The following is a 26,645-nucleotide window of genomic DNA, read 5'->3' on the forward strand; positions in this document are numbered from 1 at the left end:
AGTTAAGGTTGAGAAGATCTATGAACGCGCGAAGAAATATTTTAGTTGTCGTTGTATTTCTTTCCTACTTTTTGATACGTGGTGGCTGGCAGTCCATTCAAGCGAAAGAACGATCCGGGCAGCCCAATATCATTCTGGTGATGACCGACGATCAGGGGTATTGGGATACGGGAATTTCCGGTAATCCACACATTGAGACCCCAACCATAGATCGAATGGCGGCTGAGGGGGTGACGTTTACCCGTTTTTATGCGAATATGGTCTGTGCTCCCACACGGGCTGGTTTAATGACGGGCCGCCATTATCTTCGTACCGGTTTGTATAACACTCGTTTTGGCGGTGATACACTGGGGAGTCAAGAGACAACGATTGCCCAAGTCTTGAAATCAGCCGGCTATAAAACGGGATTGTTCGGGAAATGGCATCTGGGACGATATGCGCAGTATCAACCACATCGTCGTGGCTTTGATCATTTTTTTGGTCATTATCATGGTCACATTGAACGCTATACGAACCCGGATCAGGTGGTTGTCAATGGTCAGCCTGTAGAAACGCGTGGTTATGTTACCGATCTATTTACCGATGCAGCCATTGATTTCATAAAGCGTTACAAAACACAACCATTCTTTTGTTTTCTGGCTTATAACGCACCGCATTCTCCCTTTTTGTTGGATACGTCGCACTACGGTCAGCCGAAAGGGGATCAACTGATTAAAAAATATCTTGACAAGGGACTGCCTTTGCGGGAAGCGCGGATATACGCCATGGTTGAGCGGATCGATGAGAATCTGAAACGGTTGCTGCAGTCGGTTCACGATCTCGGGATTGATCAGGAAACGGTAGTCATATTTACCAGTGATAATGGTGGGGTCAGCCGAGGATACAAGGCAGGTCTTAAAGGAAGTAAAGCGAGTGCCTATGAAGGCGGTATTCGTGTGCCGTTTGTTGTGCGATGGTCGGGGCATTTTCCAGCAGGAAAGACCACGGGTGCGATGGCGGCACAAACGGACCTCTTCCCTACGTTTTGTGAGCTGGCAGGAATTCAAGTCCCCGCGAAACTCAAGTTGGATGGAAAGTCAATTCTTTCTCTAATGGAACAGGGAGGGGGAAAGTCGCCGCATAAATATCTCTATCATACCTGGGATCGGTATACGCCGAATCCCTATCACCGCTGGTCGATTCACGGTGAGCGTTTCAAATTGGTGTTACATGATTCAAAGGGGAAAAAGAAAAAAATAGAGCCCATGGGACAACTTTATGATCTAAGTGCCGACTCGGGTGAGACACAAGATCTTGCGAAACAATATCCGGAAGAAGCGAAACAATTGCGTACTGAGTTTCTGCGTTGGTTTGATGATGTGACAGCCGGGCAGGTTTATCAACCAATGCCCATTCCAGTAGGTGATGATCAGGAGCCTGCAGTCGAACTGCAACCTAGTTGGGCCATCTTAAAAGGGGGCAGCCTCGAATATTCCTTTGATGGTTATGACTGGGATACCATTGACAATTGGCAGTCGAATCAGGGGACTGCCGTTTGGCAGCTCGATGTATTAAAAGCGGGCCGGTATGCTCTGGAAATGAGCTATGGGTATCGATCAGCACAACCAGAAACAGGGCAACTACAAATCTCAGTGGGCCAGGAAAAAATTCTTTGTCAGCTTCCCATGAGTACGAGTCAGAATGTATTTTTCAAAACAACGGCTGGAACTCTGCAACTGAAACAGGGACGGCAGGCATTGAAGGTTCAAGCGACCAAAGTTGCTGGGTTAAAGGGTTTGCGTCTGAATTCGATCTGGTTGAAGTACATATCAGATAAATGATGATCAACGCTGAACTTCTCATAATATCCGTAGAAAGTTGAGAGAAGTGTGGTTGATGTTTGCTTTGTGTCTAAAATAGGAATGATCGAACATTCCCGGGCTACTGTGAAACACAGAGTCCAATCATCAGTGATTTGACAGGGCTATCATGCATCATATGACTCGAAGCACTTCTCTTATTGTTGACACTCCAGCAAGTCGCCGTTTATTCCAGTCGTTTGTGTTTTTCATCATTATGGTTGTCTTTGGAACTTCCTCTGTATTTGCAGAAAAGTATCACGTTCAAATGAACGGCAGAGACGATCCAGCACGCGATGGGAAAACATGGGAAACCGCTTGGGCATCGCTTGCCTTTGCTTGTGAGCAGACACCCGCTGATGGACAGCCACATCAGATTGTGATTCGCACGGGAACCTACCACGTCACTCGGACTGCATTTCCAAAATCAAATACGACCATTGTGGGCGAAGGAGCCCGAGGCAAAAAAGGCTCACATTTAATTGCTTCGAATACATGGAAACTGAGTGAGGAATTCAAACCAGATCAGCCACCCGCACAAGAACATGTCATTGCATTTCGCGATAAAGAGAACATCGCAATCCGAAAGTTGTCAATATCGTCTAATCCGGAACATCGCATTACGGGCGGAATATGGGCTACGGCTTCGAAGGGGCTTAAAATTGAACAAGTTGCTTTTAAAGACTTTCGCTGGAATGGCATTTATCTGAATGTTTGCCAGGAAATCGATTTGGGACATTGCCAATTCGAGGACTGTAGTACAAATAAGATGCGTCATTGGGGTGGGCACATTCGATCGCGGTATTTAACAAATGCGAACATTCATCATAACCGAATCAAAGGTCGCACTGGTGGTGGCTATGGCTATAAAGCCGGAGGACATACGAATGCACGCATCCATCACAATTTCATTGATATCAAAGGTGGATTTGGTATCGAGTCTGCCCATGAAAATGAATATGGCGTTGAGATCGACCATAACTGGATCAATCAGTGCATTTCCATTCCTAAAGGGGGGCAGGCAGCTGATCCTAATACGAGAGAATTTGAGTACTCGTTTTGGATTCACCATAATTTTCTCAGTCATAGTTATACAATTGAGGGACCTCGGAATCATCTGATTTTCGAACACAATTATGTGAATACTTCAAGCCCCAATGGTCGGGTTTATACGCATCATGGTGGCATTAATCATGGCCCCGTCACCATTCGATACAACGTAATTGAAAATGTGGATCGTGCACTGATTTGGATGAATAACGGACTTGCCGAAAATATTTTTGTCTATAACAATTCGATTTTTTGTGCAGATGCGGGTAATCGAACGGGGACATTGCTTGGCGTTAGCAAGCCTGAGCGGTTAAATAACTGGGTTTTCAAAAATAATCTTGTGATTGCGGCCTGGAGTCAGCCACGTCGCATTGTCTGGAAGGAGCATGCTGAGATCCTGGCAAAAATGGATGTGAAGCACAATCTTTTTGTCAACTGTTTGGCCGTCCCGCAGGGAAATTTAGAAAATGAAGATCCGGGACTGATACGAGAGGGGCAGAAACCGAGCCCCTTCTGGACGTCGAAAGATGCGGAGAGTTTCGTGGTGGATCGAGGTGTGAATGTTGGGTTGCCATTTGAGGGTGAAAAGCCGGACATCGGTGCTTTTGAATTCGGAGTGGAACCATGGAAACTTGAGAACATTCCACAACCCAGGTGGTAACATTATTCTGAGAGGCCACTGCTCTTTAAAAACCTGTCATAAAAAATGAATTGCCATTTTGATTTCTATGAGTCAACTGGTTGAAAAGAGAACTGCCTTCCCCCCCGAGAATGATGGTCGTTCCCTGAAACATTAACGGATGCAAGCTCGCTCCGATATTAATTGTTGGAGGCCTCAGATATTTAGAGCGACTTGCGAATGCGCTGGAATCCCTGCTCGATTTCACTGGCTACCAAACTTAGCGACTCAACCAGATTACTGGCAGACTCTTTCATTGCGGTTTTGACTGGCTCGTAGTCTTTCGTTAACTCATCTAATTTGGTTGTGACCTGTTCCCATTCGTCCTGGACTTCTTTTTTTCCAAGGTGGATTTTCAATGCGAGTTCATCACGTTGTTGTTCTAATGCACTGATCAACTCGCTTAGTCGGTCTCGGTTCGTCATGATTTTCCCTTTCAACTAGTTTGACAATAAGGTTTGCTATAACCATATCTGATATATTTTCAGGGCCTAAATATCCAGTAACGCTTCTATACTATTATAACAATTCACCGGGGAAGTTGACAGTAATGAAAATCGGAAACAAAACTGGTTTTCCATTGCACTTACATGCAGTGCAGATGAGCCATTAGTAGTTGAATGTGACTTTGAAAACAGAATTAGTGGCGCGTATTTACTATCAGTTTCACGCCATCGATCATGAATATAATGCATTTTTATGTCCTGATTTGGTACGATTATGGTCTACGAATGACGCAAAAGTGGTTTGTTTTGGCATCAATTCACGCTCAAATAGTGAAGATATTGCAGTAGTTGGCGAGGAGCTAGGCGAGGTGTGAGAAAAAGGTAGGTCTCAGGACTTTCAATGCGGGGCAAAGCGTGCATCAAAAAAACATATTACGCCATTTTTAATTTAGAAACTTTTTAAACCATAGCGAGCAATCTGAATGTTTTGGTCGCCATAGTAAGTGCATAACTTAGTCGATCAAAACCAGGACATCATGTAGTTCGTTCTGGTCATCTGAAGCGCGGGGAAGAGGTGTTGCCGCTTGGTCGCCGATCTCTTTGATGACATCACAAATTGCTGTGGTTGCATCGCCGGTGTGTAAGCCTTTCGTTAATTGCTGGCAGATCTGATCTATGAATGATTGTCCTAATTGATCGATGATTGCCTGATCGGCTAATGCGACTGCCATGTGCTCGAACAGGGAGATGTATATCAGGATGCCCGTTCCGCCTTCAGTATGGTGAACTCGTTTGTCGAAGAAAATCTCGCGTGCTCGAGCTGCGACTTCATCTTGCATTTGTTGGCGGGGTGTAAATAGTCTTCTGAGCCACCCGATCCTGCTGCCAGCTACCGCACCGATGATAAAAGCGATGATTAACAATAATGTAGCAAAGATCAATTCGACACCAAGCGGCAAGCCACTCCAGTCACCACCTTGTCCCGCGTTTCTTGGAAAAAAGTACCAGAGACAAAGTGCTGTGATAATGGTGAGCCAGAGACCTACGATATCTTCCGGGCGATCATAACGGCCTGAAGAGGTCGCCACGACAGGCACGATCTCGCAGGAAGTACGTTTTTCTGCGTCTACAACAGCTTGCTCGACCTGTTTCTGTTGCTCTTCATTTAAGAAATCAAAGGCGCTCTGCATGAATCGATACTTTCATTATTATATGAGTGAGACATTGGTTACCAGGAACCGGTCGCCCCACCGCCGCCTGAGAATCCGCCGCCAAACGAACCGCCACTGAAGCCTCCGCCACCTCCACGATTGCTTAACATCTGGTAGAGAATCGTACCAATCACGGCAAAAACGACACCCCAAAATAACCAGGCCCAGCCACTGGAACCGCGACGGATCAATGAGATCACTGTGAAAATTCCCAGTCCGATGACAACAGCGACGATGACATACGACCAGGCAGAACGTGGTTTGGTTGGCAATTCGAGCTTCCGTGCCATCTTGTCCAACGCTTCAACTCCGAGCAAGATTCCTTCTGAGAACTTACCCTGTTTAAACTGAGGGATCATGTAATCATCCATGATTTGACGGCACAATGCATCTTCGCGACGTCCCCAACCTGCACCGAGTTCAATTCTTGCTTTACGGTCATTTTTGGAAACTAATAATAAAATTCCCGTGTTCCAATCTTGATCTCCGAGTTTGGCATGGCCGATTTGCCATTGATTAAACAGAATAGTGGCGAAGGTTTCGATTCGCATATCGGCCCCGCCATATTTTGCCATTGAATCGATTGTGACCACAATAATCGGTGTTGCTTTGTCTGTGAGCAGTTTATCGCAGATCTCTTTAATCTGTTTTGTAGTCTTTTCATCAAGCATGCCTGCGAGGTCACGAACAAATTCACGATCTCCCGGGGGTTCCAGAGCTAGTTCCAGGGCATTTGCGGGGGATAATCCTTTAATGCCGAGAATGAATAGCAATACCAGCCAAACTGTGATTCGCTTGCTACTAAGTAAATATTTCACACGATCTCGCTTAGAAAAAAGGCTGGTAGCTGTTTAATACTGATACCAGTCTATGAGTCTGAGCGAATAATTTCAATTCCACTTAGTGAAGGCGGCATTTGCTTTGCACTGTCGTTGAGTGGTACAAATTCAAGTTGTAAATTATCTTTCACAGGAATGCCTTCAAATTTTCGAACCAGTGTAGATTTTGCTGCGTAGGGATTGAAGCTTTTTTCAACCACTTTCCCTTGTAGCTTAATGTCAAACAGAGGCTCTCCTTTTTGGCTTAGATTCAACGAAACTGGCTCCAGAGCAGAGAAGGATAATTCTACGCTGTAAGTTGCCGGTGCATCTTTTTTGCCTAATAGTGGAATGGTGCATTCCTTGAGACCACGAGCCCAGGAAGTGAAAACCCAAGAGGGCTCTGCCTCTTTAATGGGGTTTGTGATCTCATTAATACTGTTATATCCCCCTCCTTCTGTGAATTTTGGTTTGATATCAAATTTAAAATCAAGACCTGTTTCACGACTGGGACGAGGACGGGGATAGGCCATCCAGACAGTACCATGTGCATCTCGTCGATCCCCGGGAGCACCCATATTTAAAGCCATGTGTTGGACTGGTGTTTTGGGACCAACAGAACTGAAGATGGTCCAGTGGGTTCTCTCTTCACGTGGCTCAAGAACGATTGTAGAAGAAATCGAGAATAAACAAACACAGCCTGCACTGGATTCAGGAATCATTACCAGACCATTGGCAGGAATCGCATTGATCCAGCAACCCGTGCGATGTCCGGCAAAGTGACGTGTACCGCCATCTTTTTCAAGATCGTAAAAGCCAGTATAGCCGGAACGGAACATCAGCATGTTCTCTGATGCGGCAAGCATACCGCAGTGATGGCCCTCTCGCATAATACTCCAGGGGACTTGTTGTCCGGTAAGAGGATGCTTGCGTGTATGTTGAATACCCGTGTAAAGGTCATAGGACCAGGGTTCTGCAATAATTTTTTCACCAACAATGATGGGACGGTGTCGGTAGTTTGCATCTTTTTTCCACAAAATTGAACCATCAGTGGCATTTAATGCCACTAATCGACGGCGAGAAAAATCACCAGCGATAAACTGTTTCCAGTAATGACCGTTCGCATTCGCACCACATAGCAGCAGAACATTGTTCTGATAGAGCAATGTGAGCTTGCCACCCCCAATCCCGATCTCGCTACAATCTGTCACATCGACGGGTTTGGACCAGAGTTGTTTACCTGTTTTAAGATCCAAGCCAACGGCTAATCGAAGGTCTTGTTTTTTAAGCCGGTCTTCGGCGATTTCTTTTTCTTTGCCAGTCAGTTTTGATAAGTGTGATTTATCCTGTCTTAGAATTTTTGCACGTTGCTCACTGGTGATAGAGCTGTCAATGAAATAAGCGGCTTCTGGACCTATGGCAATGGTATGATGTGCAATGTTCTTGCCTTGATAACTCCAGACTGGTTTACCTGTTTTTACATCGATTGCGAACAAAGCATCTGTTGAATCTTCTGTCTTTCTTCCTCTGCGTCTTAGTCGACTTTCGAGTTCATTTCGTGTGGTAGCAGTTCCAAAGATCATTCCATTTTGATAAGCCAAATAACCCCATTCATGTTTTCCATCGTTGAGTTTCTCTGGTAATGGAATTTTGCGAACGGTTTTGCCTGTGGCTGCATCGAGCTGATAGCAGAACTCCTTCATCATAAAGAACAGGCTATCTTTGCTGGCTACTAAATTTCCCGGGTTTTGATTTTGAAAGACCCCTGTACGAATCGCTTGCGGATTTTCGCGTTCCCAAAGAAAGAGACCGTTGTAGGCATCAAAGGCCATAATGGTACTTTCGCCTTGGATAAACAATCGACCGTTAATTGCCAATGGTCCCACGGCACCTTCATGACGGTTGACCATTTTCTTTTCGCCAGGATCACCAAACCACAGAACTCCGAGACCTCCGCGCACTAATTGGTCTTTACTGCTGGCGGTATTTCCCGGGTCGCCGTATTGGTGTGACCAACTGCCTGCGCCTGGTAATGCACCGCGAGTGAGCATGGTATAACCATTCTTGCTTGAGATTTTGGATGTTTTTGCGAGTTTTGTCTGCTTAAGCCAGTCTGTCAATTTTTCAGATGAAGCATGTTCAGTATTAGAATTTGCAGGCATACCAAGACAGATGATTCCGCCCAGCGGCTTCACATGTTTAGCGATGTCTTTGGGAATTCCAAGTACTTGACCTGTTTTGAGGAATGTGTCTGAGACAATCAAGTTTGCAAAGTAACGCGAGTAGGGGAGAGGGGAAAGTTCCGTTTGATGAACGGTGACACGATGCCCGTAATAACCTGCCTCACTCAGTTTTTGGCGAGATGCTTCGGCTTTGGTAATATCAGGTTCGATACAATAAATCTTTAGATCACTGTTGCGAGCCAGTTCATAAGCCAACCTTCCTTCTTCACTTCCCAACACCAGACAGAACCCATTTGTAATTTGTGAGTTCGTTAAAATATCTTTGGCTGCCTGCTGATAGAGGGGCGTCCATTTGTCCTCAGGGTAGGGGGATTTTTGAGTGATCGATTCAACTGTTGAATTCGACGGATTAGAGTTGTCAGATGATTGAAAGGCAACAATATCACCAAGTGACGTACTCACAACCAGATTACCATCAGATACAGCCAAACCGCGCGCTTTGCCGTTGACTTTCAATGTTTCCAGGATTTTACCAGTTTTTTCGTCTAGAATGACTACTTTGTCTTGACCGCCGATAACCACTTTGTTGCCAGCAACGATGAGTGCATCGCGGGCATCGGAGTTCTGTTCCCAAATGACTCCTATCTTTGCGTATGTCTTATTTTCCTCTTTCAGCTTTTTGATTTGATCACGTACTTCAGCTGCTTTTTTATCTTTCAAACCGCGTAGTTTGCGTAACAAACTATTGATCGTCATATCATTTTTATGTGTTTTTTGAGAGGCAGCTGCGTATTCCTTTCGATTGACTTTTAGTACGGAGCTACCTGTTGCAATGTATCCGAAGTCGCCTTGAGCCGCCATTTGTTGACCGTTCAGCCAGGCGAATCCAACGTCTCCTTTATCTTGAGATAATGCTAAAATATGATGGGCACCCATCGAGTAAATTTGCCCATCGGCGAGTAATGCTTGTGTTCCACCGACTACACCACCGGCTGTACTTCTCCAACTATAAGAACGCTTGTGTTCCTGTTGGCCTGTTTTTTTATTAAAGGCGGCTGGGAGAGACCGACCTGAAGGAATGATTAAGATATCGTCATTTGCTAAAAGATATCCTTGTGGCGAAAGTTCATTTCGACCCGCACTTGTCTGGCTGAGGTTGTCTACTTTCCAGATGACGTTGCCGGTTTTCGCGTTGACCGCATACAAATAGATATTTTCGTGAGGAAAAATACCCGCTCCAAAGTAAGCCACTCCCTCATCAACCAGAATATTTGTTCTCACAGGCCATCTTGAAACCATTTCACCTCGTGCGATAATCATCTCTTCGTTGAGTCCTGCTCGTAGCTTCCAATGCGATTTTCCAGAATTCGCATCCAGGCAGTAGACAAAGCCATCATCGGAACCAAAGAAAACTCGAGATTGATTAAGAGTCGGGGCTAATCGGATGGGACCTCCTGTAAAAAATTTCCAGATGACGTTACCACTTTTTAAGTCAACACACCGTAGTTGATGATCGACAGAAGACCCGAAATACGCACGGCCTCCTGCGATTGTGACATGAAAAGCATCATCGAAATCAACTCGTGATTCCAAGTCATGTCCTTCAATCACACGTTCGCCGGGATCTGTTTGACCTGATTTTGGTTTACTGGGAGCTGTATATTTCCAGGCTTTTGTGAGTGGAAGCTGGAATGAATCGGAAGTAGCTCCTGATCGTTCTTTATCACCCAGGTAAGTAGACCAGTCTTTTGCCTGGGATTGATCACTCATCAGACAGAAAATGAAAGTGAGGCTTAATAGTGGCAGGACAATGTAGGGGAGGCGATGATTCACTGCAAGATCCTTGATTAATTGGACGTCTTAATAAGTTCAGGTTTGTTATCAGGTCGACGTATAGAAGTTTGTTTATGCTTTGAGTATACCCTCTATGAGCGGGGAATCGCAAGTAGTTGCAGAAAAGAGATGCTTTGAATTGCAATGTTTCTGCAAGGGCTCTATTTTGGGGATCATTGTTAGAAAAAGAGGATGGTTTTGTGAATGTTTCATGTCGATTGATTATTCGATGAGAAAATAGGAAAGCTTCCAAATCCAAGAATCCTCCCTTTATCACAAATATGTATTTTCGAGCATTATCGCCCATAACAAGGGATGACAGTATGAAAATGAAAGCGATTCTTTCTCTGTTGGGATTATGTTTGTTATCAGGTTGTCCTGATTCGAATACCTCCAAAACGCCTGATTCCAAAGCAAAATCGACTTCAGCGGAAGAGAGTCATTCCAACAAACAAACAAATGAGGCAGTTCAACCAAAACCAGACGCTCCTGAGGCAGTGCAAGCTTTTAAGGATCTGGGAGCAACGATGAAACTGTCGGATGATGGACGTGTTCTGATCCTGGATTTGAAAGGATCAACGGCTAAGGATGAAGATTTGAAGCACCTTGCTGGGTTGCCATCCCTGGAACGACTGACGATCTGGGGACCTGATTTTACAGATACTGCTACCGAAGAGATTAGTAAGAAGAAAAATTTATGGTATTTGAATATGGAAAGTACCGCCATCGGTGACGAAGGTGTCAAAAACCTCGCCGATTTAAAAAATCTGCAAGTACTCTCTCTGCGGGCGACTAATATTACCAATGATGCGCTAAAAGTCGTTGCCGAGTTTCCTAATTTGAAAGACCTCGATTTGCGATTCAACAAGGAAATCAATGACGAAGGAATGCCATTGATTAAAGGCATGAAGAACTTAAAAGTTCTCAAATTACAGGCGACACAAGTGACTGACGAGGGAATGAAGAATGTGGCCGAATTACCGAATCTGCAAAGATTGAACACTTGGGGGAGGAATATTTCAGATAAAACTTTAGAACTCTTAAAAGATAAAAACCTGGTATCACTGGAACTGGATGATACGGAAATTTCGGATGAGGGACTGAAACATCTTAAAGATATGACCAACATGGAAGCCTTGCATTTACGGCGGGATTTTGTGGGCGATCCTGGAATTGCGAATTTACAGGGGATGAAAAAACTTCAGACTTTGCATTTACGCGACACCGTGGTTACGGATGAAGGTATGAAGTATTTGTCTGGTTTAACCGAACTGACTTATCTCGATTTGGATGAATCGATGATTGGTGACAAAGGGCTTGAGCAGATTAAAAACATGAAAAAGTTGCAACGTCTCGGATTATGGGGTACTGAAACAACCGATGCGGGATTGAAAATTATCTCGGGCTTGACCAATCTCACACGCCTCAATCTGGAAGGCACGAAAATCACTGATGAGGGACTGGATTATTTACTTCCGCTAAAAAAGCTGGAGTATCTCAACTTAAGCAAAACAGAAATTACGGATGAAGGTTTACAAAAACTGACCGCTTTGAAAAACTTGAAAGAACTCCTGCTCAGCTTTACACAAGTTACCGATAAGGGAGTCGAAAAGTTCAAAGCAGCAGTACCGGGTTGTAAGGTGAAACGATAAAGTCAGGTGTTCGTGGGATGAATGACAATAAGAACAATCATTCGCAAACCAGGGCTGCCCGCCAATTAATCGAAAGCTGGCAAAGATCTGGGGTAAAACATATCAAACGTGTTGTTCCCGTCATGCCAGAGAAAACAGTAGTTGAAGAATCTCTACAGGTCAATCCGTCAGGAGCAAAGCCACGAACATCTTCGAAGGAACTACAGAGTTCTGCTAATCAGGGGGTACTATTCCGAGAGAATGATCCGTCTCCCATCAATACGGTAATTGAGACTGAAGAACCTCGAAAGGAAATGAGTGTGACTCGAACCACGAAATCAAAACTGAAAAAGGCGGATCGACAAGCAGAGTTAAATATTATTGCTGATCAGGTTGCTCAGTGTCAAAAGTGTCCTGAGTTAGCTTCGACGCGCACACAAACTGTATTTGGAGTAGGGAACCCAGCTGCAAAGATCATGTTCATCGGAGAAGCACCCGGGGCTGATGAAGATAAACAAGGCGAACCATTTGTAGGGCGTGCGGGAAAATTGCTCGATAAGATTATCGAGGCTTGCCAATTAAAACGCAGTGATATCTATATCGCCAATATTCTCAGGTGCCGTCCACCTGGAAATAGAAATCCCTCTGATACGGAAGCCGCAAATTGCCGTGGGTTTTTGGATGCCCAGATTGAGATTGTGGATCCTGACTATATCGTTTGCTGGGGGTCAGTAGCAGCTAAGAATTTGCTGAGATCAGAATTACCAATCGGTAAAATGAGGGGCCGATTTTATGAATATGGCCGCGCCCGAGTCATTTGCACATATCATCCTTCCTATCTGCTAAGAAATCCTTCAGCGAAGAAAAATGTGTGGGAAGATATGATCGATCTATTTCAGGACATGGGTATTGATTTAAAAGCCCAAAGCTGACAGATCAAAAAATGAGTGGCCCATTATTTAGCCTGGGGAGCGTTTTGCTGCAGGAAATGTTTTCTGAGACTGCTTTTGGCTAAGTGAGGTGGGTTGATTGTTGAAACGGCTGGGACAGGTGCACTCGTCATTGAGGAAGTTGGTTCTCCTTGTGTCTGTTCCTCTGCCATTTCAATGGAATCCAATGCCATGATCACGCGAAATACGTCTCTGCAGCTCAGTTTACCAACAAGTCGACCATTCTCCGTAACGGCCATACAGCTGTTACGTCGGTCACGAAACAAAAAGGCGAGTTGTATCGCATCATCTTCTGGAGAGAGGGCATCAATTTGCACGTTCATAATAGAATTGATGGGGGCGTCCAGATTTTGATGCATGAGTTTATGCTTGAGGATTTCATAATCCGGAACAACGCCAACTAACCGCATTTGCAGATCAGTAACGTAGATTTCAGAAGACTCTGCGAGAATCATTTGTTCCGCAGCTTCCTGCAGACTTGTGCCCATCAGCACACTGGTGGGATTGACGGTCATTAGATCGCGAACTCGTACCTGCATAGTTGCTCCCTTGGCAGCTTCCTTTTTTGTTTTAATCAAAAAAGGTTAACTATAAAGACGAATTAAATACTTTTATCTAACACATGATAAACGTAGTGGCCCACTGGAAGCATCAATAATTTGTCGAAGATAATCACTGAATTCTTCGATTGAGGCTCTATTCCAAGAATAAGTTGCGAAAGGACAACATGATGCTTTTTTTCATCATGATCTGGTAGAAAAAGTCATCATGTATGAAATGATATCAGTCATACAGGTTGTAACGATTGAATTTTGTGGTGGATCACAATCAAGTTGTAGAAGTGAGGCAAATGTGCTCAGGAACTTGGGAGTATTTTAACTGACATCCCAAAAATCAAGAATATTTGAGGCAACCTGCGAAACCACTTTGGGGCCGGTAGTTGCTTCGATGTGTCCAAGTTTGTGATGGAATGATTGTGCCTGCCATTGTTCAGCCAGCTTGTCAATTCGGAATGACGGAACAAAACGATCGTAGTCGGCAACATGAAGATAAATCGATGCAGGTGACAGTAAAGGCTCCCAATTAGAGACAATGAGTGGACTGATAAGGGATTTCAAACGCTCCCGATCAATTGTTTCATGAGCCACTCCACGACGAATTGCATTTACCACCGCACCTCCTTCATCGAGGATATGAAACAAGTCAACAGGCGGTGTGATTGCCATGACGAAATTTAGCTGTTCAACTAATAGAGCGGCTGTCAATGTCATCCAGGCCCCATGACTGATCCCCACCAGACCAATTTGATGACCTTTTTCCTGCAACGTGAGAATCAGGCTCCAGAGGTCCAGTACTCCCTGACGTGCTACGGTTAACTGATGATCTAAATTGCCTCCAGCAATTAATTGACCTGGACGATAGCCATTCGGAGTCCGTCTGAAATTAAAGGGGCTATCCATCATGATGACATCGATACCAAAAGGGGTTAATCGCTGGGCGAGTCTGTTAAAGCTGCGCACCCCCAGTTGCACGATTCCATCGACGGCGACTACGGTATATTGTCGTGTTTCTTCTTTTTCGGTAGGTATGGAAGTTGATTTCCAGTGCCTCCCCTTTACGAGATCATTTTCAGGAAAACCAGTTTGGATGGAACTGGCAAATTGAAAATCTTCAACTTTCGCAGTGGGAATAACAGAATTGGATAACGGTTTCAGTTGAGGTTGAAATTCCAATTTAGCTGGCGCAGGGACTGGTGAAAAGAAAGTTGTGAGATCGCTACTATATAACTCAGGCGATGACTCTCCCGCATTCGAGATAATCAGGGGATGCTTTTTAAAATAGAAAAACCGGTGTAATAAATAAAAGCCAAGAAACTCATCGAGGCAAGTCGACCAGAGCCTACGGAACATGTTCAAATCTCAAAAATGAGGGTATGGTTTAGTTTGGCTTTTGCTTCAATGTTTTTTCTAAAGCAGTTTTGATTTGGGCTTGTGTGAAGAGATTGTCTGGGTTGTCAGATGCAAATGTTTCAACGAGGTTTCCTGATCGGTCATAAATTCGGTAATTTGGTAAGGCTCCACCTTCAATTCCAAAAGTATCCATCGGGTCCTGATCTTTGGCAGCCGTTGCCAGCAAGTTAATCATTTGTGCGTCTTTAGATTCCAGGAATTTTAACACTGCTTTTTCTGTGTCTTCATCCGAATCATCCATGCTCACGGAAATAACGCTCAGTCCCTGGTTAGCATATTCATTGTTCCATTCAACAGAATGATGAAAGTTCTTCACACAAGGAATACACCATGTTGCCCAGAAATCAACTAACACAACCTTCCCTTTTTGTTTGTCCAAGATTTCCTGAAAGCCTTTAAGATCAGTTAATGTCAATGTAATCTCAATGGTTTCAGCTGGCTTGATTTCATCAACTTCAGGTTTTGTGGACTGAGCTTGTGTTTCTGCTGTTGGGTTGGAGGACTGCGAGCTTTGGTCTGATGAACACCCTGTTGACCAGAAAACCAGGCTTAGCGAGATTGAGAGCAGGCAGCAGGTGCTGATCATATCCTTATAGATTGAATAGGAAATTGTCATGTCATCGTCCCTGAAATGAAGAAATAAAACTAACATACCTCGATAAATATTATACAAAACTGATAAAAGAACATAGTGTGAAGAGTATTATCTTCTGTAAGATTTAGATTGAGATTGTTTAAGTATAAATCAAATGAAGTAGCCAACAACAGGAACTGATACATGATCATCCAGAGGATCTTATCCAGCATTGGGACTATCGTCTTAATTCCAATGATTTTCGGGACACTGGTGATCCTGCATGCAAAAGAGCCCATACGTTCCTTGAAAATTGATGGGTTGGATGAAGCATTTCTTGAAGAAAACTCACAAGGAGAATTTCAAATTGTCATTGCGGGAGAGCCATTAAGTCGTATGACGGGAGCTGAATTTTCTGCATTACGTGATCTTGAGATTGATTTACGGAACCAGAAGCATTCAGACACACAATCGAAGCGCCATTTAAACGCTTTGTTGATTGCAATGGCTCGGATTGCTGATAAACCAACATTGATGTATTTACATGAACTCTTCGAATCCTATCCAGAACGTCGAAATGATGTGGCAGAGGCGATCAGTTGGTACTCCAAGGAGAATCAGCGTCGAGATGCTGATTGGAGAATATTGGTCCGCTCTCTTAACGTGGTTGAAGGAGAGCAGGCAAAAACAGTGATGAGTGTGCTTACAAAATTTCGTCGTCGTTCCAACAAAGCGCAATGGATTCGACAAGTTATTTTGGTAGGTCTGGCGCAGGATGTTCTGGGGCAGGAGATTGCTTCGCAACTCTTATCTCATTGGACAGGAGTAAAATTCGATCAATCAACTGTAGAAAAACACTCCCCCATGTTGGTGTGGCAAAGGTGGTTTACAGAGCAATATCCAGATGAGTTAGAGCCCGTTTTTCCCATAGAAGATGCAGAGAGTCGTTGGAAATTTACTAACTTAATGAGTGAGTTGAAAAAGCGGTCGAAAGACAAGATCGATTTAAAATTGGGTGAGCAATCATTTGTAAAAGCAACTTGTGTCAAGTGTCACCGTTTCGGGAAACTGGGCGAGAAGGTCGGCCCAGACCTGACGAGTGTCAGCCGCAGACTTCAACAGAAGGAAATTTTGTTGGCGACAATGTTTCCTTCGCATTTCATTCCTGAAGAGTACCCCACCTTTACTATTGTCACTATACAGGGAAAGGTGCTTACAGGAATGATGGGAGCGACAGCGAACCGAGATCAATTACTGATTTTAACTGGTAAAGGCGAAAAACATCTGATTGATAAAAAAGATATCGATGAAATTATTCCAGTAAAAAAATCATCAATGCCAGAAGGGTTGTTGAACTTGTTATCAAAAGAGGAAGTTTTACAATTAATCAGCTTTTTGGCAACGTTACCAGACGGGGCTCCTCAGACTTACCGCCATAAAAGTCCTTGACTAAATTACTAGTTTGAATGACTTGTCTACATTTCTACATTACAGGTGCGAAGAGGCGACAGAGATTCTGCTTTAAAATTGTGATTTTTCTACGCTTGGCCCAGTCGACTTTCGTAATTTTTGTTGCAGTAAGAATATCTTTTTCGGTTGACTCCATTAGTCTTTGTGCAAATTTTCGATCGTAAATTGCCAGACCGACTTCAAAGTTAAGTATTAGACTTCGAAAATCAAAATTAGCTGTTCCTACCAAAGACCAGCAGCCATCGATTGCTAAGGTTTTCGAGTGTAGAATCCCTTTCGTGTATTCAAAAATTTCTACTCCGGCATCCAGTAGAGAATCATAATAAGAACGACCCGCATATACCGTAGATGGATTTGCTGATTTACCGGAAAGTAATAGCTTTACATGTACTCCTCTCTGAGCTGCTGACTCCAAAGCGGTTGTTAAGGATTCAGGTGGTACAAAATAAGATGTGGTTAGCTGAATACTTTCCCGTGCTTCATTGATCGCCGCAAACATAATCGTCAGGAAAACATCGGCATCTTTTTCCGGGCCAGATAAGAGGGTTTGGGCGGTCACATTTCCTGTTGGCTCCGGATGGGGATAGTAATGATATTGAGTCAACGCTACGCCTGTAGCAAAAAACCAGTCTTCTGCAAAGACCTGTTGTAGTTGTAACGCTTCAGGCCCTTCTATTTTTAAATGTGTGTCTCGCCAAAAACCAAGTTCTATGGTTTGTCCCAGGTACTCATCACCAATATTCATTCCACCGGTGAATGCCACATTTCCATCGACGATTACGATCTTACGGTGGTTTCTTAAATTGATCGACCAGCGTTCGCGAAAAGTGGCACCTGGAAGAAAAGGTGCTACTTGAATTCCCGCCTCAAGCATCGGTTTAAAGAAGCGATGTCTTAACTTTAGTGAGCCAAAACCATCGTATAGAAAGCGAACCTCGATGCCAGCCTTCGCTTTCTCGATTAATAAATCTCTGATCTGAGTACCGGAGCGATCAGGTTGCCAAATATAGTATTCAAGATGAATAGAACTTTTGGCATTTAAAATCGCCTGTTTAATCAGTCCCAAGGTACGATTGGTATCTGTCACGAGTTCAACACGGTTACCAAAAGTCGGGACGGTGTGACCGACGTTTTTGGCTAATCGCATCATGATCCGATTGAAATGCAGGTAGCCATCCATGGAAAGTAATTGATTCTGGATGACTTGTGGAAGTTTGGGGGCAAGAGACTGGTTAGACCTTTCTTTTGAAAGAGAACGCCTTTGTACGCGATTGATTCCAAAAAAGAGATACAAGATCCCACCCAGACCAGGTAACAAAATAATTGTTAAGATCCAGGAAATTGAAGCAGAGGGGTGGCGTTTTTTTTGTAAAAGAATCGTCGGAATCAGAGCCAGAGTGATCAGGTAGCCACAGAGTGACAAAACGCCCATTATCCAATCCATAGATTCGTCTCTTTACATCTCTCAAATGTGTATAATTTAAATAAAAGTCAGATTATGCAGGAATTTTTCTCAATCTCATACCTTGAATTTTATGAGTTGATTGAAAAATTCAATAATTCCTGGAACTGAACACCAGAATTATCTCGTCTCAATGTTAGAAATTACTATGATCCTCGTCTGATACTCTCAAACCCAATCCCATCTTTACATACAGGTTAAGCAATGTTTCTACTTAGAATGAAGAAAAGTGCTCAATGGTCATTTATTCTTCTCTTTTCCAGTGTCCTGGGAGTCTATCTCTTTGCCGCAGAGAAAAAGATTCCCGATGAACGCGCCCTGGCTCAAACGTTTCAAAAGCAGGGAAAGTATCGAGATGCCTATCAAATCTATCAGAAGCTGGCGACTCGTCGCAATAATACCGGTTTAGGCATTACCAATGATCTGCTTGGAGGGATTCAATGTCTCAAACGGTTGAATCGCGTGAATGAGATTGATGAATTTCGTGAATCGATTTTAAAGGTACATTCTGACAAGCCGCGTGTGTTGTGGAAAATCGCTGAGAGTCTGATTCAAGGACCGCATTATGGATATATCGTAGATCGAAAATTTATTCGCGGGAATCACAGAGGAGCAGCACAGTATATCAATACTCAGGAGCAAGACCGTTTACGTGCACTCCAATTGATGACCCAGGCAGTCGATCAATTGAAAAATAGCGATGATACTGTGTTGGCGAGAGATATTTATTATGACTTCGCAGTCTATTTTATGAATGGTCGTCAAGGAGGAAATGCCTGGAAGCTGCAGATTCTGACGGACTTGAACAAAGTACCTGACTATCTCGACGTCAGCGAAAATTCCAGAAGATTCTACCGAGGCTATCTGAGTGAGGGGCCACAAGGAGCGCCCGTCGATGAAGAGGGAAATCCGATATTTTATCGCGTTCCTCAATCCTTCGAGGCTGCTGCCAACGACGGAGAACGCTGGCGCTGGATGTTGAACCGAGTGATCTTACTGGGACCAGCTCGCCGGCAGGATGCATCACTTCAAATTGCAAACTTTTATCGTAGTCAATTTGGCGTTCAGACATTGCAGAGTTATATGGGGTATTTTTCGCGGATTAATCTCGATCAAAGTGAAGCAGAAAATGAACAAGTCAATCCATTTTCTTTGGAAAGCCTTAAAGAAACAGAGACGCTAACCAGACTGGCCACTGGAATTAAACGGCTCAATCTTCCAGACGACGTCAACTTTATTCGCTTGTACCAAAAGATTGTTGAAATGGGGAAGAGCGTTTTTGCGGAAAATGCATTGTCTCAATTGGCAAGCATCTTTGAAAACCGACGACAATATCCGACTGCAGTAAAGTATATTCAAGAGAGCATTCAAAAGTATGGTGACCCTTACAAACACAAACAGAAGCGACTTGACCAGATTATTAAAAACTGGGGGCAATTTGAACCGATTGGAACGCAGGCAGCCGGTTCGGGAGCTAAAGTAGGCTTCCGTTTTCGAAATGCAGAACAGGTTCAGTTTGAAGCGTACGAAGTGCATGTAGAAAAATTATTAAATGATGTCAAAGACTATTTGAAGACACATCCCAAACAGTTGAATTGGAATGCGATTAATATTTCAAACCTGGGATATCGTCTCGTCCGTGAACAGCAGAAAAAATACCAAGGCAAACTGGTTTCTCAGTGGGAGCTTGATCTTGACCCACTTTCTGGTCACCGTGATCGACTGATTACAATCAATACACCATTGCAGAATGCAGGAGCATATTTGTTGATTGGAAAGATGAAAAACGGTAATACCAGTCGGATTATTGTTTGGCTGGATGACACAGCGATCATTCATAAAAAGTTAGCGGGGCGTACTTATTATTACGTTGCTGACTCTCGTACCGGTAAACCAATTCCTAATGCGAATCTGGAGTTTTTTGGTTACTGGCAAAAACATACAGGACGAAACCAGTATCAAATGCTGACGTCCAATTTTGCAGAGCAGACAGATGAAAATGGTCAGGCATTTCCTGACGCGACTCTGCTAAAGGCAAAATATCAATGGATCACAATTGCCAGAACTAAATCAGGGCGGTTTGCCTATTCCGGCTTTGAACGATTTTGGTATTCGCGGTCAATCAATGAAAAATACCCTCAGCGACCCAAAGTCTATGGGATTACCGATCGTCCTGTATACCGACCCGGGCAAACCGTTAACTATAAATTCTGGTTACGCCGTGTCGGTTATGATTTAAAGGATACAACCGAGTTTGCTAATTATAAAGTGAGCATCAAACTGAGAGACAATAAAGGTAAAACAATTTTTGAAAAGTCTCTCACCACTGATGCATTTGGTGGTGTCAATTCCGATTGGGAGATTCCCAAAGATGCAGGACTTGGTGTGTACTATCTGCAATTGCGCGCAGAATATCTCGCTTCTCAAGGGGCAAGCAGAAAATCAACAGTTCGGTCAAATATTTCATTTCGGATCGAGGAATACAAAAAGCCGGAATTTGAAGTTCTTGTTGAGGCTCCCAAAGAGCCCGTTGCATTAGGAGATACAATCACTGCGAAAATTAATGCCAAATATTACTTTGGCAGTCCCGTGACGAAGGGGCAGGTTAAATATAAAGTCACTAGAACCGCCTATGAGCAACGCTGGTACCCCTTTAGCCGCTGGGATTGGCTGTATGGAACGGGATATTGGTGGTTTGTCAGTGATTACCATTGGTATCCCGGCTGGGGGATTTGGGGTTGTCGAGCGCCAGGCCCATGGTGGATTCCCCATCGCTCCGCTCCCCCTGAGTTGGTTCTTTCAAATACGGTTGATATCGAACCGGATGGCAAAGTCGATATTAAAATTGAGACTGCTTTAGCGAAAGCCATTCATGGCGATCAAGATCATAAGTATGAAATTACTGCTGAAGTAGTTGATGAGTCGAGAAGGACCATTGTGGGTAAGGGAACGGTCCTTGTATCTAGAAAGCCATTTAAAGTCTTTGCCTGGATGAATCGCGGCTATTATCAGGTCGGAGATACAATGACCGCTTCGTTCAAGGCGCAGACGCTGGATTCAAAACCGGTGACTGGCAAAGGAAAAGTTATTCTCTATCGTGTGACATACGATGATCAAGGGACGCCAAAAGAGACTGCTGTTCAGGATTGGGAACTAAATCCAGCCGATGATGGAACGGCCACTCAGAAAATGTCAGCTACCCAAACGGGACAATATCGTGTCGCGTATACGGTGACTGATAAAGCAGGAAATAAAATCGAAGGTGGGTATCTATTTTCGATTCGTGGCGAAGGATTTGATGGCAAGGAGTATCGCTTTAACGATCTTGAAATTGTGGTTGAGAAGAAAACCTATCGTCCAAATGAAAAGGTTCGACTTCTGATCAATACCAATCAGGCAGATAGTACAGTCTTACTTTTCCTCAGACCAGTTAATGGAATCTATTCAAAACCACATGTTCTTAAGCTTGCTGGAAAAAGTATGGAATACGAATTGGATGTCAGTAAGAGTGATATGCCGAATATCTTTGTGGAAGCGGTTACAATCCACCAGGGTAGAGTCCATACGGTGGCACGCCAGATTGCAGTTCCTCCGGAAAAACGGGTGGTCAATGTGGAAGTTGAACCTTCCGAGAAGGAATATCTTCCAGGGCAAGATGCACAAGTCAAACTCAAAGTTACTGACGCTGAAGGCCAGCCAATGCAGGGTTCACTTGTCGTGAGTATGTACGATAAGAGTGTGGAATATATCAGTGGAGGTTCCAATGTTCCCAATATTAAAGATGCCTTCTGGAAATGGAAACGTTCACATTATCCATTAACTTATAGTAGTCTGAATAAAACATTTCGTAATTTGTTACGACCCAAAGAAATCCCGATGCGCGTGATTGGCACATTTGGTCATCTTGTCGGCGAATCAAAAGATAAAACGCAGAAAACCGATGGGTTTTTCGGGGCTCGGAATGGCCGTGGCAATTTGAGTAAATCGATCACCAGGTTAGAAAGTGTAATGCAGAGTCGAATGCCTTCAAACAGTCCTGCGATGGAAATGGCAGATGCAGAGTCGGCAGGGGCATTTGCAAAAGTTTCGGCTGTGGTCGAACCTGTGGTCAGGCAAAATTTCGCTGATACTGCCTACTGGAACGGGCACATCACAACAGATGCAGAAGGCAGGGCAGAAATTTCTTTGAAAATGCCGGAAAACCTGACAAGCTGGAAGATTCGCAGTTGGGCCATGGGACAAGGCACTCGTGTGGGAGAAGGAGAGGATCTGGTTGTGACCAGAAAGAATTTGATTCTCCGTTTACAGGCTCCCCGCTTTTTTACAGAGACGGATGAAGTGGTTCTCAGTGCGAATGTGCATAATTATCTGAAAACATCCAAACAAGTGAAAGTCGTTCTGGAATTAGATGGCGATACATTACAGCCTTTGATCGGAGCAGCACAGACAGTCGAAATTCCCGCGAATGGTGAAAAACGAATCGATTGGCGGGTGAAGGCAGTGCGTCCCGGTTTTGCAGTGATTCGTATGAAAGCATTAACGGATGAAGAATCAGATGCGATGCAGATGACGTTTCCGGTTAAAGTACATGGTATCTTAAAAACGGAGTCGTATACCGGTTCCATTCCTGCTGATGATAAATCAGCTCAGATTAGCTTCCAGATTCCGAGTCAGCGGAAATCAGAGCTATCTCGATTGGAATTGCGTTATTCGCCATCTTTGGCAGGAGCGATGGTGGATGCGCTGCCTTACCTGATTTATTCACCTCATAAAACGACCGATACCACTTTGTATCGATTTCTTCCTACGGTAATCACTCAGAATATTCTGAAACGTATGGGATTGAACTTGAATGAAATCGAAGAGAAACGAACGAACTTAAATGCGCAGGAAATAGGCGAGGATAAAAAACGCTTCGAACAATGGAAACGGTATGATCAAAATCCCGTATTTAGTGAAGCAAAAGTGAGCCAAATTGTGAAACAGGGTGTGGCTGACTTAACCAGTATGCAGTTGACAGACGGAGGTTGGGGCTGGTTTTCCGGTTGGCAGGAACGCTCATCGCCATACTTTACTGTTCGCGTTGTGCAGGGATTGAATTTGGCTAAACAAAATGGAGTGGCACTGGTACCCGGGACATTGGAACGAGGAATTGACTGGTTGAAACAGTATCAGGAGAAAGAAGTACAGAAACTACTCAATGCGCCTAGTAAAACAAAACCATATAAACTGACTGCTTCCAATCTGGATGCTTATATCTTTATGGTGCTGGTCAATCAAAAAGTCGTGAACGAAAAAATGTATGACTTTCTGTATCGAGATCGGACAAAACTATCGGTCTATGCTCTGGGAATGTTGGGGCTGGCTTCAGAGAAATTGAATCGTCAGGATCGGCTTCAGATGATTGTTGAGAATATGGACCAGTATTTAGTTCAGGATGAAGAAAATCAGACTGCTTATCTGAATCTTCCTGAAAGTAATTACTGGTGGTATTGGTATGGTAGTGAAGTGGAAGCGAATGCTTACTATCTGAAGTTGTTATCGAAAACCGATCCTAAAAACCCCAAAGCGGCTCAATTAGTTAAGTATCTGTTGAATAATCGTAAGCATTCCACTTATTGGAATTCTGTTTCCGATACTGCGATTGCAATTGAAGCACTTGCGGAATACTGGTCTGCCAGTGGAGAAAATCAACCCGACTTAACTTTAGAAATTTATCTCGATGGTCAAAAGCAGAAAGAAGCAACAATTACAGCAGAGAACCTTTTTACTTTTGACAATAAGCTGGTGATCGAGGGAGATGCCCTTTCTGCAGGCGCTCATCGGTTAGAGATTCGGAAGACAGGCTCAAGCCCCTTGTATTACAATGCCTATGTGACCAACTTCACCAAAGAGAATTTCATCACAGAAGCGGGACTGGAAATTAAAGTCCAACGAAAATATTACCAGCTAATTCAAGAGAAAGCCTCTGCGAAAGTGTCTGGTTCGCGCGGTCAGGCGGTTGATCAGAAAGTCGAGAAATATCAACGCCAGTTAATTGATTCAGAAACGGCCCTCAAGAGTGGTGACCTGGTAGAAGTCGAGCTCGTACTTGAGAGCAAAAATGATTACGAGTACCTGGTTTTTGAGGATTATAAAGTAGCAGGATTTGAGCCTGTTGGAGTTCGCAGCGGATATGCCGGCATTGGATTAAGGGCTTACCGCGAATATCGTGACGATCGCGTTGTGTTTTATGTAAGACGTTTAGCACGTGGGAAACACAGTCTCACGTATCGATTGCGGGCAGAAATACCGGGGCTTTTCAGTGGCTTGCCCACTCAAGGTTACGGCATGTATGCCCCCGAGTTGAAAGCGAATTCGGATGAAATCAAAGTCAAAATCAGCGATTAAGGAAATTTGGTGCTAGATGCGTTCCCAGAAAGCGCCATTCCATTTGCTGAGCCGATTTTGGGATACATCAAAGAGGTAGATCTGCCGATCTGCAAATATGGATTGTAATTTTGCTGGCTCGTCTCGGTCAGCACGATAACGTCCCAGTAGAACCGACTGATTTAATTCAGGCTCGTTAATCACAAAATCAATGTGTCGATCTGCCGGATCATGTGCGATGAGTATGAGCGCCGGTTTTTCTATCTTTGGGTACTGCTGTATCATTTTTTGTAGCTGGAAATGTTTTAGCTTTGAAAAAGCCACATTATTGACCATGGTTTCCAACTTCGAAGAAGTCCATAGAGGGGAAATCGATGTCAGATTGGTCAAAACTGCGACCAACAACATAGAAATCCAGAGTAAAAACATCAAAGGCCGACCAATTTGCCTCCAGATTCTAAACAAGGTTTGGGTACTTCGTGCGAAAACCAATGCCCAGAGCGGTCCAGATTCAAATACATAGTGCCAGTGCATAATGCCATCATACCAGTAGGGGATATGTACGAAGTGCAGTGAGATGATGGAGGCAAAGATCAACCACCATCGGCTCCTGTGTCTGCACTCTGTGATCAGAAAAATCAGTCCTGCCAGTCCGAGGGGAATGATTCCGAGGGTCCATTGCAGGCTGGCCAGAAATCGGTTTTGTACATTTTGCAGGGCTAATGCTGGAGTCAGGTTTTCGGCCCATTTATCATAGTTTTCTAATACTTTCGGCCCGAGTTTTTGCTCTCCCCGAATCACATTGTTGAATCCATAGACATGGCGGGGGGTATATATATCAGTATAAAGCTGGTAAGGCATTTTCCAGCCACTACCAGTGATGGATTGATTGTAAAAAAATAAGCCGAGCAAACCACAGCTTAATGGAATTGCCAAACCAGTGGTCAATACCCAGGCAGGACGTTTCGGTTTCGAGTCTTGTGCTTCTGGCTTTGTCGAGTGATCTTGTTTACTAAGACAGGACTTGATGAGGAGGAATACCAGCCAAATTCCAAAGGGGAGTGCAAAGCCTGCCGCTGTCATCGGACGACAAAGCATCGCGAACGTTAAACCGATTCCAGCCAGTATTGCATCTCGTAGTGCGTAAGTCCGCTGCATTCTTAAAAATGACCAGAGGAACAGAGCAAGGCCAACTAAAGTGGGGTGATGTGCTAAAAGCAGGTTACTAAAGATCGCCATGCCCGGTGAAAGTGCAATCACGAAACCGGCGAGAAAACCAACTCCATTTCCACCTAATTCCCTGCCTGTCCAGAAAATGAAGAACGTAGTTATTGCGCCTGCCAGCCAATGGCCCCAATAGGAATAGGGATGTCCCCAGGAGACAAAGGGCGCTAACCAGATTCCGGTTCCTGGAAAATAACGACTGGCCATTTTACCTTCATTCAGTACATGCATCTGATCGAAAAGCTCAGGCGCATCGGGATGACTGGGAAATGAAGTGCGGCCTTCCAGAAACGTTTTGGCCTGAAACAGGTAGCTGTACTCATCATGATATGCAGGTGGTAAATCACCCATTGCGAGCTTAAGTTCGTCATTCACGATGTGAGAGGCTGTCCAGACACTCATGAATAATGAACAGGATGAAACCAACAGACAGAGGCAGATCGCCATAAAATCCAGTTTTCCTGAAGCTTGGTTTGCTCTGACCCATTCTTCAGAGAGCTTGGGGAGAAGAACCTTCGAGAAAAACTTGAAATTAAAGTAAGGGCGAATAAACCAGCAGATGGGACTCAGAAGTAGTAGAATAAAATACGGACTGGTATCGACGTTCATCTGTAAAAAGAAACGGGTGAGAAAGGGGAGGTTCTGGTCTTCGGATTGAACTCGATCCCATTCGTAGGGGGTTAAGAAGCAAAACAGCAGAACTACAAATAACAGATGGAGCAGGGGAATCCAACGAGAGTGCGATGGTTGGTCTGGAAGACTTTCATGGGGTGCTTTAGACCTAGATGAAATTGGTTTTTCCGAATCCATGAGCCAATACTAATTTCTGAATGTCTTTATAAATTTTAACTCAGCCGGGAATACATTTCGAAGACTAAGAATAGAAATGAAGGACATCGAAGAAGTTTTAATTATTTCTCACAGTATAACTTTGCAG

General features: G+C 44.0%; 15 protein-coding genes. 6 read left to right on the forward strand and 9 right to left on the reverse strand.

What is annotated here, in order from left to right:
• Nucleotides 1–20: 20 nt before the first annotated feature.
• Nucleotides 21–1,820, forward strand: a complete 1,800-nt coding sequence (locus V202x_RS19280; protein ID WP_145178363.1) for an arylsulfatase — start codon at nt 21–23, stop codon at nt 1,818–1,820.
• 148 nt (nt 1,821–1,968) lie between these two features.
• Entirely contained in the window at nt 1,969–3,549 is a 1,581-nt protein-coding gene (locus V202x_RS19285) for a right-handed parallel beta-helix repeat-containing protein (RefSeq protein WP_145178365.1), read from the forward strand.
• A gap of 182 nt (nt 3,550–3,731) precedes the next feature.
• On the opposite strand, the gene V202x_RS19290 is transcribed toward V202x_RS19285, so the two are convergent.
• The 4 genes from V202x_RS19290 to V202x_RS19310 form a co-directional block, all read right to left on the reverse strand.
• The gene (locus tag V202x_RS19290; RefSeq protein WP_145178367.1) at nt 3,732–3,992 is read right to left on the reverse strand and encodes a hypothetical protein; all 261 of its coding nucleotides are present in this window, start codon (nt 3,990–3,992) and stop codon (nt 3,732–3,734) included.
• Nucleotides 3,993–4,525: 533 nt separating this feature from the next.
• Nucleotides 4,526–5,203 carry a TPM domain-containing protein gene (locus V202x_RS19300; protein ID WP_145178371.1) on the reverse strand — a complete coding sequence of 226 codons (678 nt, stop codon included), beginning with the start codon at nt 5,201–5,203 and terminating at the stop codon, nt 4,526–4,528.
• A gap of 38 nt (nt 5,204–5,241) precedes the next feature.
• Nucleotides 5,242–6,042 carry a TPM domain-containing protein gene (locus V202x_RS19305; protein ID WP_145178373.1) on the reverse strand — a complete coding sequence of 267 codons (801 nt, stop codon included), beginning with the start codon at nt 6,040–6,042 and terminating at the stop codon, nt 5,242–5,244.
• Between the two features lie 50 nt (nt 6,043–6,092).
• Nucleotides 6,093–10,058 (reverse strand): PQQ-binding-like beta-propeller repeat protein, encoded by a 3,966-nt coding sequence (locus V202x_RS19310; RefSeq protein WP_145178375.1) that lies wholly within the window; start codon nt 10,056–10,058, stop codon nt 6,093–6,095.
• A gap of 323 nt (nt 10,059–10,381) precedes the next feature.
• On the opposite strand from V202x_RS19310, the gene V202x_RS19315 reads away from it, so the two are divergent.
• The gene (locus tag V202x_RS19315; RefSeq protein WP_197992970.1) at nt 10,382–11,710 is read left to right on the forward strand and encodes a leucine-rich repeat domain-containing protein; all 1,329 of its coding nucleotides are present in this window, start codon (nt 10,382–10,384) and stop codon (nt 11,708–11,710) included.
• A 17-nt stretch (nt 11,711–11,727) separates the two neighbouring features.
• Nucleotides 11,728–12,621 (forward strand): uracil-DNA glycosylase family protein, encoded by an 894-nt coding sequence (locus V202x_RS19320; protein WP_145178379.1) that lies wholly within the window; start codon nt 11,728–11,730, stop codon nt 12,619–12,621.
• A gap of 23 nt (nt 12,622–12,644) precedes the next feature.
• On the opposite strand, the gene V202x_RS19325 is transcribed toward V202x_RS19320, so the two are convergent.
• The 3 genes from V202x_RS19325 to V202x_RS19335 form a co-directional block, all read right to left on the reverse strand.
• Nucleotides 12,645–13,178, reverse strand: coding sequence for an HPP family protein (locus V202x_RS19325; RefSeq protein WP_145178381.1), 534 nt, complete (start codon nt 13,176–13,178; stop codon nt 12,645–12,647).
• A gap of 336 nt (nt 13,179–13,514) precedes the next feature.
• The gene (locus V202x_RS19330) at nt 13,515–14,549 is read right to left on the reverse strand and encodes a hypothetical protein (protein ID WP_145178383.1); all 1,035 of its coding nucleotides are present in this window, start codon (nt 14,547–14,549) and stop codon (nt 13,515–13,517) included.
• Between the two features lie 28 nt (nt 14,550–14,577).
• A complete protein-coding gene (locus V202x_RS19335; protein ID WP_197992971.1) occupies nt 14,578–15,225 on the reverse strand; it encodes a TlpA disulfide reductase family protein in 648 nt (215 codons plus the stop codon).
• 162 nt (nt 15,226–15,387) lie between these two features.
• On the opposite strand from V202x_RS19335, the gene V202x_RS19340 reads away from it, so the two are divergent.
• Nucleotides 15,388–16,632 carry a c-type cytochrome gene (locus tag V202x_RS19340; protein WP_145178387.1) on the forward strand — a complete coding sequence of 415 codons (1,245 nt, stop codon included), beginning with the start codon at nt 15,388–15,390 and terminating at the stop codon, nt 16,630–16,632.
• Nucleotides 16,633–16,666: 34 nt separating this feature from the next.
• Here the strand turns inward: V202x_RS19340 and cls are convergent, their stop codons facing one another.
• The gene (cls, locus tag V202x_RS19345; RefSeq protein ID WP_145178389.1) at nt 16,667–18,097 is read right to left on the reverse strand and encodes a cardiolipin synthase; all 1,431 of its coding nucleotides are present in this window, start codon (nt 18,095–18,097) and stop codon (nt 16,667–16,669) included.
• 222 nt (nt 18,098–18,319) lie between these two features.
• Between cls and V202x_RS19350 the strand changes: the two genes are divergently transcribed.
• Nucleotides 18,320–24,505 (forward strand): alpha-2-macroglobulin family protein, encoded by a 6,186-nt coding sequence (locus tag V202x_RS19350; RefSeq protein WP_145178391.1) that lies wholly within the window; start codon nt 18,320–18,322, stop codon nt 24,503–24,505.
• Between the two features lie 12 nt (nt 24,506–24,517).
• Here the strand turns inward: V202x_RS19350 and V202x_RS19355 are convergent, their stop codons facing one another.
• The gene (locus V202x_RS19355; protein WP_145178393.1) at nt 24,518–26,518 is read right to left on the reverse strand and encodes an ArnT family glycosyltransferase; all 2,001 of its coding nucleotides are present in this window, start codon (nt 26,516–26,518) and stop codon (nt 24,518–24,520) included.
• Between the last annotated feature and the right edge of the window lie 127 nt (nt 26,519–26,645).

Source organism: Gimesia aquarii (assembly GCF_007748175.1).
Classification (GTDB): domain Bacteria; phylum Planctomycetota; class Planctomycetia; order Planctomycetales; family Planctomycetaceae; genus Gimesia; species Gimesia aquarii_A.